Here is a 13,313-nt window from a genome sequence, read left to right as displayed (position 1 = left end):
AACGATAGGTATTCCAAGAGAGGTTCTGAGAGTTTCTCTCTGCTTCCGCGCAGCAGCGATGATTACCCAATCCGGTGTAAAATCAGGCGGTGTAAACCGTGTGTCCCGGTGTAATCGGGGTGATTTACACCGACGATTTCTTACACCGACCCTTTCAGAGTTACACCGATGGTTTCCGCATCCTCCGGACTCCTATCTCGAGGTAACATACCGCGCGTCTCGGTGTAACTCCCAATATTATAGGGGGACGTACAACGGGTACACGTGGTTGTCACTCACCGTCGTCGAGCAGCTGATCGTACAGTCGGAGAATGGTGTTGATTTGGTGGATGCCAGGGGTAGGACGATCAGCGCTCTCGACGCTGCGCCGGACGTACTCGTAAGCGTCCTGCATTGACCGTTGTTCAGGATTGAGTGGATAGTTGACGATGTCGCACTGGACGTCGTCGGCTTCGGTCCACAGGTTCAGGCACTCGTTGGCCAGCCGTCGATTTTGGAAGACGTAGTAGATGCAACGATTCGTCTGGGCCGCCTGCTGGTACTTCCGCCGGTAGGCGTCCCGGTTGTTGTGGTCGCAGAGGATTTCGATCCCCCACGCCGTCCCCTGCCGAACTGCGTGGATGTCGAGTTGGGGTTCGGATCCGTCACCGGGGTACATCTCGAAGCCGCTGAACCGCTTTGCTGGGAATGCGGACCTGACCAATTCGACGCCGCATCGGTGCTTCATTCCTTCATTGAGGTCACCAACGAGCCCGCCGCTGTAGTCGTACGCGTCGGGGACGTACTTTGCCCAGGGGTCATCGACACTAAGGTCGTCGTCAAGGAATTGCCGCGCGGCGCGGCTGGGTGCCCAGTTGATGCGCTTGCGGAAGAGCATCACGGGTTGGAGCCAGCCATCGGTGTAGAGCCACTCGTAGGCTGGCCGGTACGTGTCTTCCCAAGCATCGAGCTCCAGACCTTCGACGTTGCCTAACCGGATGCGGACGAGGTTTTCGATGTCGAGAGGGATCGTTTCGCCGAGTCGGTAGGCGGTGTTATTCCAGGAGACCTGGACGCCATTGTACCACCATCCGATCGCTCGGAGCACGGTGCGTTGTGGCTCGGAGAGGGCCGAGGGGTCCAATTCGTGGAGCGACACATTTCCATCGAGGTAACTCAGTACAAAAGAGTTTAGGGGTGTTAGACTCTCTACTGCACACTGACAGTGAGTACGACACACTGGCAGTGACGCTAAAACTAAGCATAAATTCAGTACGCACCCGCCATCGGTGACTTCACTTGCTCTCGATGCGGTCAGAAATGGCCGATATCGATAGGGGATTGATTTCCACCTGTGTGCCTCTTTGCGTATAGAGTATCGATGGCGTAATCGTCCGGTCTGGGTACAGTTCGTCGAGTGCGTGGTAATAGACACTCAGTTGCTTCCGGTATTCGTCCTCAGCGTGACGCCCGCGGTCTGTTTTATAATCGACAATATCGATTGAATCGGCGGTAATGTGTAGGAGGTCGATCACCCCGGAGAGCGTCACCCGTCCGTTCGTGGTTTCGAGCGGGAGATAGACGTTCTCCTCAGGGCGAAGTTCGCCGGACAGCGAGTCGATAAACGACTGTACGTGTTGCTCATCAGAGTTCTGCGGTTCGACTTCTTCTCCCAGTACGTACTGCTCAGCGAAGTCGTGAACCTGTGAGCCGAACTCCTTGCCTGCGCCCCCTTCAACTTCCTCGTAGACTGTCTCGTCCATCAACGAGTGTGGCGAGTAACTTCTTGGCCCAACCTGCTCAGGCAGGGACACGTCCAGCGTCTTCTGCTCGTCGTCTGTGATAGCGAAGTCAGGGACTTCGTCGCTACCAGCGTCAACCCCGACAGGTAGCTCAGTGAGGAACGTGTTCGGGTCGTTCCCGGCTGTGAACACGACGTGATTCTCGGCTCGGGTAATGGCGACGTAGAGAAGTCGGCGTTCCTCATCGTAGTTCTGCGACAAGCACTTCCTGATGACGTCTGTCTTCCAGTTGTCGTAGATGTAGGGTTGCCCGTGGGCTTCGGCGAAGGTTTTGCGCTGTCGGAGCCCAGCAGCGTCATCGTACATGATGGCCGGACTATCCCCTCCCGACGGCGGGAATCGTCCAGCGTTCATATTCGCAAGGATGACGATTGGGTGCTCCAGGCCCTTCGTCGCGTGAATCGTTTGGACAGTGACCGAATTGTCGCCTGCTCCCGTGTTCACCTCGTGCGTACTCCCCTGCTCGATACCTTGCGTGATGAATCGGATGAGGTCGCCCCGGGTGAGGGTCGTTGTTTCTCGAATAGATTCGACCGTATGCAGCAGAACATCTGCCCGGTCACCAGTGAACCCGTAGCGGTCGAACACTTGGCGCATGACGCCGCCGAGGGTCTCTGTCTCTGCGAGCTTGTCCCGGAAGGCGACCATCTCATCCGGATACGACTCAGTCTCGAGGATGTGCTCGGTTTCGTCGAGAGTATAGCCAGCCCGTTCGAGAACCGGCGCCCACCCACGATCTGCATTCGACTCGAGAATACGAAGCCACGCGAGCAGTAGTTTCGCTTGGTCAGTGCGGAACAGTTCGATACCACCTTCGTAAGCCATCGGGAGATCGTGCTCATCAGCCGTTGCCTGGAGTTCGCGGCCGAAGTCTCGAGTCCGCGTCAACACGGCGACGTCCCGGTATTCCGGATCCCGGAGGCTGCCATCGTCAGCTTTGACTTGGTAGTTGGAGTTCCCGACAATCTCATGGATTTTCGCCAAGATGGCCTCGTGTTCATCGTCGTGCTGGAGCGCTTCGATGGTCGAATTGTCGTGATCAGCCGTCGAATTCAGGTGGACGATCCGGTCGCGGACGTCGGCTTCATCGACCGAGTCATAGTTCGCGGCAGGCGTGACGAGTGCTTCTTCCGAGAAATCGAGGATGCTCTGGGTAGACCGATAGTTCTTCTCGAGTTCGATCGTTTGGACGGTGGACGTATCGTACGTGATGCGCTGGTGGTCGGTATTGAGGTCGGCTGCGAACTCATCCAAGCGATCGCGGAACTCCAGAATGTTCTCGACAGCAGCGTACTGGAACGAGTAGATACTCTGTTTCCAGTCACCGACGACACAGAGGTTGTCCGTGTCAGCAAGCAGAAGAGCGAGCTTGAACTGGATCTCGCTGGAGTCCTGAAACTCGTCGATCATCACGTACTCGAAGCTCAGCTGCTCCCGGAGCTGATGATCCTCACAGAGAAGAACGAACGCGAACAACTGGAGAAACCCGAAGTTGAGGTAGTTCCGTGACAGCGCGAATTCGAGATACTCATAGTAGAGGTCGTGGACGAACGCCTTCAGGTGCTCACGGTTGTCGTCGAACACACGCGCGGCGAGATCGTCAGGGACTTGCTTTCCATCACCACGAATTTCGTACTTCGGCGGGGCGTCCGGAAGATAGCACTTGTCTTGTCCATAACGGTAGAGCTTTGAGCGAAGCCGGGACTGCTTGTTCCCGCCGTTCCGCGGTTGATTCAGCTCGTCGAACTGCTGTTTGAACGCGTCAAAGTCACCATCCAAATGGGATTCCCCATCTCGGTACCAACCCTCGCTCGTTGGGAACACGCCCTTTGCCGCGAGTTGATTGATGAGATCCAATAGCTCTGGTGGGGAAGAAACCGTCCGAAGAATGTCTGTATACTCTGGGTGATCGTCGGTAAACTGCTCGAAGAACTCCTGGAACAGCGCTTCCTCGACGATGTCGTCCTCAATAATGCGGGTCGTACTCGGGATACGGTCGTCGATCCCGAGCCGCGTCGGCGCGTCGAACCCGTATTCTTGGAGGATGTCGTGGCAGAGACTATGGAACGTTTGGATCGGGGCATCCGCGAGTTCCGCCATGCTGTAGTCGCAGTGGCTGACGATACGGTCTTTCATCTCCGTCGCAGCATTGCGAGTGAACGTGATCAGAAGGATGTCCTCGGGGGAGGCAGTCGTCGAATCGAGAATATTCGCATAGCGACGGGTCACGGCGAACGTTTTCCCCGTCCCGGCGCCAGCATCGACCAGATACGTGCCTTCGACGTTGTTGATGAGCCGTTGTTGTTTCGTGTTCGGACTCGGGCTATCGTCGTAGTCGGTGGCACTGTCGCTCATCGGTCTCCCTCCAGGAGGAGATCCCGGTGATCGACGCGTCGATAATTTGGCTCGTCAAGTAAGTCTGCCACGGGGAAGCGTTCTCCCCCAGCGCGTCGGTCGTTTAGTTCCGTGAGCCGTTCTTCGACGAACTCCTCAAAGGCATCGAGGTCATCTTCGAAGTAGTTCTGATTCCGGATCCGCATCAAGTCCCGCATCGCTTGCTCGCAGCCGTTCTGAACGTACTTGTAATCGCCCACGACGTCTTGCATCCTCTCCGTGAACGTCTCCCCGAATTCTGAGGCGATGAGTGCGTCGCTCTCTCGCGTCGACGGGAACTCAGCAGCCTCGAAGACAGTCAGGTAATCGTCGTAGGTTGCTTGGGAGAGAGTCTTCTGACAATCGTTCGAACCGTCATCCCGCAACTGGGCAAAGGTCGCCTTGCGTTTGATGTACTCGACGTACGGTGTTGGATAGTACGTGATTGTCGTGAGCGTATCCTCGAGGTTTGCCTCTCCACGCACGATGTCATCGATGTTCTCCAGAAAGTGGACAAAGACGAACTCGAGTTGTTCGTCTGGTTGCCGCGACCGTTGATGGGTGAGATACAGCAGCGCTTGGAAATTCGGTGTATCAGAGAGGTCTTCGAGCGCCGAGTTTTTCACCACTTGCGAGGCGGACTTCTGAGACCCACTCTTGTAATCTACGAGTCGCGTCGCGGACTGAACAAGATCGATTTTCCCATCGATGCTGATTTCCTCATTATCGAACTCCCGTTCAGTAATATCGGCACCGATGGGACGGTCATACGCGTTGGCGAACGTATTCTCAGCCGTTTGGTGGTCATTGATGGTGAAGTCACCGACATCGGGTGCGTGTTCATCGAGGAATGCAATGAGATTCGATAACCCGGCTCGGAAGCGCGTCCGATGAACCTCGCGGTCCACGTCTCGAACGAACGGCTCCATCTCTTCGACCATCACGTCAACCAAGTCCTCGAGTTGGTCTGTCGAGACGGCGTCAGGATGGTGCACGTAGAACTCGGCGAAATCGTGGAAGAGATTCCCTTCGCGGAAGTAATCCTTGTCCGGTGACTCGACGAGGCGGTCGAAGAAGTAGTCACGTGGTGAATTCACATACGTACTGAGACTGGATTGACTGATCGTCGAGACGGTCTCCGGCTGGACAGCTGTCGAATCAGCTTCGAAGCCGGACTCGGTGTCCTCCCGGTCAACGGTGTATCGTTCGGCACCGAGGTCGGAGAATCGATTGAAGGACTCCTCGAGTAGTTCTTCGAAGTAGAGACACGGTGTGACTGGGTCACCACCGACGGTGTCCCGGACGAGGTAGTACTGTGCCGCGCCGTTCTGGAGCAACAACTGGAACTGTCGGAGATGTCGTTCGAACTCCGTCTCTCGATCGACCCACGGGCGGTGGGGCGGCGTTCGTGTCCAGTCGTCATCCAGTCCAAGATAGAACACGAGCGGGCGATCGACGTGCGTCGCCGAAGTCGCATCAGCGAGCAGTACCCCTTCGTTCTCGTGCTCGACGGGGACTTCATACGACTGAAGATAGAACTCGAGGTCGTCAACGCGGGCTTCGGTCACGGGTTGCGTGGCGATACCGAGCGTCTCCAGTTCCTCACGGAACGCCTCGAACTCTGCGCCCCCACGGAGTGACTCGTATTCAGTCAGTGATGTTTCAAACGTCCAGTCCCCCCGTTGGATTGCGGCGCACCAGTCACTGAACTCCTCTGCTTCTGGGGCATCGAGCCTGTGGAGGCGCTTCTCATCGTGGTTAATCCCAAGATCGAGACCAAGGTGTTCGAGTATAGGCTGGACATCGCCGACGCGAACGTCGCGGCCACGGAAGGCTGCCCGCAGAAGGCGCAGGAAGGTTCGATGATCGCGGTCATCAAGGAACCCAGGGCCACCGTAGAATGGGACGTCTTCAGCGTCGAGTGCGGACTCGACCAGCGCGGAGAACTCACTCCCGGCGTCGAGGACGACTGCGATATCGTCGGCGTTCTCCGGAGTGACCGTGTTGAGCAGAGCATCGATGATGTCCGCGGAGGTATCGAACAGACGGAACGGTGGGCGGTCGAACGTCTGGTCTGTGAATCGGTCAACTCGATCGTGGTCGTCGGGAAGAATCGATCGCTCAAGTTCTGTCAATTGTGGGTATCCGATAACGGCGACCTCCTTCGCCCCGTCGATGGTATAGTCCGTCAGGTGACGCGACGTCGTGTCGAGTTCTCGGACGTATTCGACGGCCTGCTCAACGCTCGCTGTGTTGAACTGTTCGTATTCGAGGATAGCGTCGGGGCGGCCAGTATACTCCCAGCAGTGGATAATCTCCTCGCCGAGGTACGCGGCCTGCTTCCAAGAGAGATCCGTTTCGTGGAGAAGTTCGAGAAAGACGGTTCGCTCTTCGACCTGTTCGCGGCGGCCAGCAGCAGCACGGCGGGGCGTCGTTGCGAAGTCGCCTAGTCGTGGCCGCTCAAGGTGACGGTTGAGGGCACTAGCAAGCGGCGCATCCGGCACAATGACGAGGTCGTAGCCGTGAACCTCCTCGTAGAGTTGCTGGAGGGGCTTTGCTTGCTTAATAGACACAAGAAATCAATCAGATGTTTGCAGTATAAGGCTGTCGCAGAACTGAGTGACATATGGCCATCGCGTATCCGACCATACGACAGTCATTTTAATAACCCCAACAACAATCCCATTCTACCTACACTGATAACATTGGATCCCTGTAGGCCCTATCTGGACAGGATTACCAGACGAGAGCTTCGATTGACAGTTGATGCAGGTGACGGTATCTAAACACCCGGCACCTGCTCCGTAGGGGACTCGCATGGTCTCGCTTCGCTTGGAGTTAGCCAATTGGAGCTCGATTTCCCCGCGTTCGTATGAGACAAGGGTAGCAGCTACTGGTTTCGTTCGAACTTCGAGCTGATGTCGGTGATAGATCTCACGTCGCTTGTCTTCGAACCCCTGTTGTTTTGACTCGAGGATATCCGATCGCTTCTCCTCTAGTTCCTCTATCTTCGCTTGGAGTTCTTCCCGCTTTTCGAGAGCCTCAACTCGGTCTTCGTGGGACGACGCGGTATCGACATCATCCGCGACGTTCTGGAGTTGATTCGTCACCGACTCTATCTCCTCCCGAAGGTCGCCGAGTTGTTGATTCTGTAGCTGTCGGTATTCATCAAACTCGGCATCGGCTGCACGCGAGGCCGACTCACGGAGGTCGTCAATAGCTCCACGAACATTATCGAGTGCGGTTTGTTGACACTCAGTGACAATCTCCTCAAACGTATTCACCTCGATAGACCCACTTACGGCATTCTCTTCCGGGGTTCCGTCTCTGGGTGCGTTCTTCGGATCATAGAAGGATTGTAGGATCGTTTCCGACATCTCAGCCAATTCCTCCTGCGACGAAGCATCGATGGTGACGGCCTCGAGGAACTGCGTTTGGTACTCGCTCACCGTTTCGACCCCGACCTGCACGACCGCGAATACCGCCTCACGGTCGTAATACGGAGTGAACTCAGCATCAACGACTTGGAGGTCGCTTTCTATAATCCAGTCAGGGTACTGGTACTCGCCTCCTGAGAGTTCGTCGGTAACTGATAACCGACCGACGGAGGCCATTGAGATGGCTTCGTCGAGTAACTGTTGAGCGAATTCACTCTCGGGGGCCGGAACGAACTCATTCTGCCCGCTGTTCTCACTGGGGTTGGCTTCGAGGACGACATCGAACTCGCTCCCGTCGCCGAACGTGACGTCGATGTGGCCGGGAAGGTTGACGTGCCATCGAGATCCGTCTTCGTGGACGGACGCGCCAATGGTTTGCAGATAGTCTCGGGTGAACGCAGTTAGTCTCGACTGCGTGACGGAGAGTGTGGCATCAGTCATCGGTCGCACCCAGGTCGAAGTTCTCGAAGACGGCGCTGTTGAAGTTCTCTACCTTCTCGGAGAGTTCCTGTTGTTCCTCGAGATCAACCGCCATCGCTTCGAAGTCATTTTCGAGGTCCGCTTCGGAGTCCGCGTTGACGAGCCGTTCGAAGATCTCCTCTTCGAATCCCTGCCCGGAGTCTTCGAGGCGCGTAAGAATCGTGCTCAGTTCTCCGACGGTCTGTTGGAACAGGTCGATCTTGTGGTACAACCGCTCCAGCACGTACTCCTCGATCGTCCCTTCAAGCGCCATGTTGAACACGAACACCTCTCGCTTCTGGCCAATGCGGTGAATCCGACCGATGCGCTGTTCTACCTTCATCGGGTTCCACGGGAGGTCGTAATTCACCATGATGTTGCAGAACTGGAGGTTTCGCCCCTCGCTCATCGCGTCCGTCGAGACGAGAACCCCGCCTTCCTCCCGGAACCGATCCACGATGTCTTCTTTTTCCTGACTTGAGTGTCCGCCGTGGAAGGCGTGGGTCGTGTACCCTTGTTCCTGAAGCGATTCCAAGACCTGCTGTTGGGTCGCCCGGAACTGCGTGAACACGATGACCCTCCCCATCTCGACGTGTTCACGGGCTTCCTCGACGATATCGAAGAGCCGCTCCTGTTTCGTGACTGTCTCGATGGCATCGATCTTCTCCAGAATCGTCTCTAGTTCGCTTCGATGCGTGAGTTTGTTATTCTCGTCTAGCTGTTTTCGAATCGTTTTCTCGAGGGCCGCAGGACTGCTCACGACCTCCTTTTGCAGCATCATCAGAACCAACTTCTGCCCCCGATCCTCGCTGTACGCCTCTCGGACGTAGTCCGTCACCGCGTCGTATAGTTCGCGCTCGCTATTGCTCGGCTGGAACGTGCGCGTATCGATCTCTCGGTTCGTGAAATCGATGTCAGTTTCGGCCCGCCGGTTCCGGATCATCACTTGGTGCAGACGCTGCTGTAGCTCGTCGCGGTTCACCAGTGTGTCCTGGCCGTTGTCCACGAAGTAGTGGTGGAACGTTTCCCGGCTGCCGAACAACCCAGGCCGCAGTAGGGAGACGATGTTATAGAGGTCGGTCAGCTCGTTTTGAATCGGGGTGGCCGTGAGGAAGAACGCGTAGTCGTAGGTGAGCTTGTCGATGAGTTCGTACCGATCGGTGTCCTCGTTTTTGACGTAGTGAGCTTCGTCCAGTACGAGGACGTCCCAGTTTCGGGAGAGGACGCTGTGGCGGTATCGGTCGCTTTTCGCCGTGTCGATGCTCGAGATGATGCGGTCGTGGGTGTCGAATCCCTGGAACTCGTCGTCGTAGTTACAGACGAAGTTGAGACCGAACTTTTCCCGGAGTTCACCCTGCCACTGCTTTGCGAGTTGGGCGGGCGTCAAGATGAGGACCGAATCGTCCGTCGCCCGGTAATGCATCTCCTTCAGAATCATTCCGACCTCGATGGTCTTGCCGAGCCCAACCTCGTCGGCGAGCAAGGCCTTCCCGCCCATCTCGAACAGCGCTCGATGGGCGGCGTCAACTTGGTGTTCGAGCAGCTTGACCTGCTCTTCATCGACGCTCGAGAGCGACCGGAGTTCTGTGTCCGGCTGTCCTGCATTCAGTCGGTTCGCAATGACAGTGAGACGGTGAAACGGGAATTCCGAGGGTTCAGCAGAGAATGCCTCCGAGATATCGTCGGGGGCCTCGTGTGTGACCTCGACATCGACGAGGTCCTCATCATCCATACCTGCATAGATACCTCAGACTGTCAAATGCGTTGTGCAGTATAGGGATGACCACACCGGGTGAATGCTTCGTCGAACCGGCTCCTGCTTCAGGGGGCATTTTATAAGACATCGGTGATACCTTCCCCGTAATGAGCAGCGGGAAGCCTCAGTTCAAGGACTACGACCGTCAAGAGGCGGAAGAATTCAGCGGGTTCATTCTCGGCGGCGCGGCTCAAGCGAAAGAATTCATCAACAAGACCAACGACCCCGACGCCATCCGGTACTTAGTCGAAAACCGGAATATCGACGTAGATGTCCCGGGAAGCGGGGGTGAAATCAAGGAAACGATCTTAACGTCTCAGACGGCTCCCCTCTCGGTTAAGCAGACGGTGGCACAGCGGAACGACACCCTTGGCGACATTCGGGTTCCAAACACCGTCCAGAAGAATGCCGAAACTGCCCTTGAGGTCGGCAAACCGATTGTCCTCTACGGCCCAACCGGCACTGGGAAGACCTACTTCGCAAAGCAACTCGCCCTGAAAACCTGTATCAACTACTCTATCTCTACGGCGACGCCCAGCTGGACGCCTGCGGACATCACCGGTAGTATCCAGCCCGAGACCGACGACGGCGATATTAACTATGTTCGGCAGGCAGGCTGTGTCTCCCAGGGCATTCAGAAAGCGAACGAGTATCACGACAACTGGGGCGTCATCATTGACGAGATAACGCGGGCGGACATCTCCCAAGTCTTCGGGCCTCTGTACACGGCTATTGAGGACTACGATCAAGCGATCTTCCGCGACGAAGAGGGGAACCGACTCACTCTCAACGACAATGTCAAGATCATCTGTACGATGAACATGTCGGACCGGACGGTCAACGAACTCGATAACGCGATTACCCGCCGGTTTGCGATGATAGAGCTGAGCCGCTACGAGGAAGAACAACGAGCGGACTTATTCGACGACTGGATCGGCGAACTCGGGCCGGACATCGATATTGACCAGGAACGGCTTCACGACCTCTTCGAGAGCCACCACGACGGTGTCAACAACGGAACGACGACCAGCGGCGAAGGCGGGATCATGGAGTTCGGACCGATGCACTACGTGGACGTCACGAAGTTCCTCAAGAGTGCCTGTGAGGAAGGCGGGCCGTACGAAGGCGAAGAAGCAACAGCAGTCGGGCAGGCGTTTTCGACCTACATCGCTCCCCGGCTCTTGAATAGCGCGTCGCTCCCCCAAATCAACCAACTGGCGACGCACTACGAGACGCTCGACGACCAGTTCGAGGCCTTCGACCTGTCCTCGGCGATCGACCTCGCAGCCAGGGAGGCCAAGGCCGAAGAGCGCGAGATGGGCGTCAGCGCCTATGAGTAACGCAGTTCGATGTGAGTACGGAACGGAACTCTGTTCCGTCCAGGAAAATCGGAAGCTGATCGTCGAGGGCTGTGACCCGGAGAGTCTCCGGGACGAACTCCGAGCAGCGAACTTCGTCCAAGAAGGTAGCCGGTACGTGAAGAAACGCCCGCGACTCCGTGCGGAAGCAGACGACGGCGATTCTGGGCCGCTTCACGTCCTCTCCGCCCGAATCGTAGAAAACTCGCTCCACGTCGAACCCTCCGACGTCGTTGGGATCGTCAAACTCGTGCCCGGGATGAGCGTTCAGGTCGAGCCGAAAATCGAGTGGGAGAACGTCATCCGGATGCTCCTCACGGTCTACGATATCGACCGCACACAGTCACACTACGGTATCCCGCTCGAGGAGCTGATTGCCGGCGAGATCGAAGCGTCCCAGCTCATCGCTATACTAGCGATCAACTACGTACACGGCGTCAAGACCATCACGAAGAAGGGCTTCATCCGGGACCTCAATATCCGACGACGGGACGGGTACGAGGGACTCGGATCGGTTGACGTCGCTCAGACGCTGATGAATCACGCGACGGGAAACCCGGAGCCGACGTGGGTGGAAACGGAGGTCGATTACGCGAACCCGGTGAACGAAGCCATTCACATGGCGGGGAAGCTCCTGCTACGATTGCTTCAGCAGGAGCGTGACGGTCACCAACATCCGCGACAGGATCTCCTGCTGTCGATGGTCCACCAACAGGTGAAGGAAATTGAGGACCGCGGGATTCAGAGCAGTCAGAAGCAACTCGGGGAGTATCGACGGCTTTCTCTGGCTGATCTTCCGCGGCAACGTCACTACTACCGTCGAGCGGTCCATACGTCGCAGTCGATTCTCTCATCAGCTCTCTTGGGGCAGACCGGTGGCGGCCCCGAGGAGTTACTCGTGGATTACGCGCTGAGCATGAACTCGCTATTTCAGGACTATACGCAACGAGTTCTCCGACGGGAACTCGAATCACTGCGAGCGATCGACCACTTGGACCGGCTGTCTGATGTCGAGTGCGAGGATGAACCCCGTCTCTACCCTTTCGAGGGGAATGCGGAAGCCGCGCACGAGCCCGATCATCTGTTGACCGACGGCGACGAAACGTTGGCCGTTCTCGACTCGAAGTACTACCGGCAAGGAAAGAATCCGGCAAACGATTCGGCCTCGCGGTCGCGGATGTTCGCCTACGCGTATCTCACCGACACCGACCGGATGGCCTTTCTCTGCCCACAGTACCACCGGGATCGCCTCCCGGTGACTAATACTGGTGGGGAAGTCGAGGTGATCTCCCCCGATGAGGAGTTCACCTGTGATAAGTACGAACGACTCACACGGGAGTACCTACTCGAATCGCTCGCGCTCAAATATCCTGAGCTCAGTGTGTTCAGCGCGGTGCAGCATAGCCATCTCTGCCTAGAAGACGTCTCTGAAGACAACCTCTCCGAGGTCTACGACACGACGGGACCGTTCGCAATCAGTAATCCAGCAACCTTCGCTGCCCGTGTGATCAACGACATCGCGTTCTCGACGTACGGACCAAACAAGCCGGACCTCGAAAATCAGGGCCAGTGGACGAAATCCCGCATCAAGGACGCATGCGGTAAGACGGACGAGGACGATCGGCCGCGCTATCCGCAACACGAGACGACGTGTGTCCCCGTCTATACGACTGATACAGCCGATGACCATGGCCGGGTGACCTTGTACTTTCTCCGGCAGGGGGAGGGGGGAGTCACTGTCTCGAAGGAAGGTCCCTGGGCACTAATGTGATGGTAACATGGGAAAGGGGGGTCTGCCAGATATCCTCGAATCGGGAGGGTTTCAACAGCCGTGCGACATACAGGTAGTGTATCTTGTCCGCAATCGAGATTCCTCTGAATTCAACCGAGATAACCTCCATTCGAATCTTAAAAATGTTATGCTCACCCCCGGGTGAGGAACATCCTCACTGAGAGATTACACGAAATTGGGGGTGATGGCAAGCAAACAATGCCACCGACCGAATAACCCTGCGTGGATCGACTCAAACACAAACATACCGAATTCGGGACTGAGGGCATCGAAATCCACGAACTTGAAGACCCACTCTCGAAGAGATTGGGATGATTGTGACAGACTCGGATGGCTCGCCGATCACGGGGCAAAAAT

General features: G+C 56.6%; 7 protein-coding genes. 2 read left to right on the top strand and 5 right to left on the bottom strand.

Annotation, left to right across the window (positions count from 1 at the left end; all coding sequences use genetic code 11):
• Positions 1–271: 271 nt before the first annotated feature.
• From RJT37_RS17625 to RJT37_RS17605, 5 genes are all read right to left on the bottom strand, one after another.
• Positions 272–1,138 (bottom strand): hypothetical protein, encoded by an 867-nt coding sequence (locus RJT37_RS17625; RefSeq protein ID WP_313686525.1) that lies wholly within the window; start codon positions 1,136–1,138, stop codon positions 272–274.
• Between the two features lie 136 nt (positions 1,139–1,274).
• The gene (locus RJT37_RS17620) at positions 1,275–4,136 is read right to left on the bottom strand and encodes a UvrD-helicase domain-containing protein (RefSeq protein WP_313686523.1); all 2,862 of its coding nucleotides are present in this window, start codon (positions 4,134–4,136) and stop codon (positions 1,275–1,277) included.
• Positions 4,133–6,727 carry a PD-(D/E)XK nuclease family protein gene (locus RJT37_RS17615; RefSeq protein WP_313686521.1) on the bottom strand — a complete coding sequence of 865 codons (2,595 nt, stop codon included), beginning with the start codon at positions 6,725–6,727 and terminating at the stop codon, positions 4,133–4,135. Before RJT37_RS17615 ends, RJT37_RS17620 begins: the two co-directional genes overlap by 4 nt.
• 114 nt (positions 6,728–6,841) lie before the next feature.
• Complete coding sequence (locus tag RJT37_RS17610) at positions 6,842–8,032, bottom strand: AAA family ATPase (protein ID WP_313686519.1); 1,191 nt, start codon at positions 8,030–8,032, stop codon at positions 6,842–6,844.
• On the bottom strand, positions 8,025–9,782 hold the full coding sequence (locus tag RJT37_RS17605; protein WP_313686518.1) for a DEAD/DEAH box helicase: 1,758 nt from the start codon (positions 9,780–9,782) through the stop codon (positions 8,025–8,027). Before RJT37_RS17605 ends, RJT37_RS17610 begins: the two co-directional genes overlap by 8 nt.
• A 131-nt stretch (positions 9,783–9,913) precedes the next feature.
• On the opposite strand from RJT37_RS17605, the gene RJT37_RS17600 reads away from it, so the two are divergent.
• Positions 9,914–11,146, top strand: a complete 1,233-nt coding sequence (locus RJT37_RS17600; protein WP_313686516.1) for an AAA family ATPase — start codon at positions 9,914–9,916, stop codon at positions 11,144–11,146.
• Positions 11,139–12,935, top strand: coding sequence for a 5-methylcytosine restriction system specificity protein McrC (locus RJT37_RS17595; protein ID WP_313686515.1), 1,797 nt, complete (start codon positions 11,139–11,141; stop codon positions 12,933–12,935). The genes RJT37_RS17600 and RJT37_RS17595 overlap by 8 nt, the downstream gene beginning before the upstream one ends.
• Positions 12,936–13,313 lie beyond the last annotated feature (378 nt).

The organism is Halobellus marinus, assembly GCF_032113415.1.
Lineage (GTDB): Archaea > Halobacteriota > Halobacteria > Halobacteriales > Haloferacaceae > Haloquadratum > Haloquadratum marinus.
Note: the sequence above shows the minus strand (reverse complement) of the source record. Positions and strands in the feature narration are given on the sequence as shown.

Bases quoted from the DNA above. Each gene is read 5' to 3' on its own strand.
- RJT37_RS17620 (WP_313686523.1), bottom strand. From the start codon at position 4,136: ATGAGCGACAGTGCCACCGACTACGACGATAGCCCGAGTCCGAACACG.
- RJT37_RS17610 (WP_313686519.1), bottom strand. From the start codon at position 8,032: ATGACTGATGCCACACTCTCCGTCACGCAGTCGAGACTAACTGCGTTC.
- RJT37_RS17605 (WP_313686518.1), bottom strand. From the start codon at position 9,782: ATGGATGATGAGGACCTCGTCGATGTCGAGGTCACACACGAGGCCCCC.
- RJT37_RS17600 (WP_313686516.1), top strand. From the start codon at position 9,914: ATGAGCAGCGGGAAGCCTCAGTTCAAGGACTACGACCGTCAAGAGGCG.
- RJT37_RS17595 (WP_313686515.1), top strand. From the start codon at position 11,139: ATGAGTAACGCAGTTCGATGTGAGTACGGAACGGAACTCTGTTCCGTC.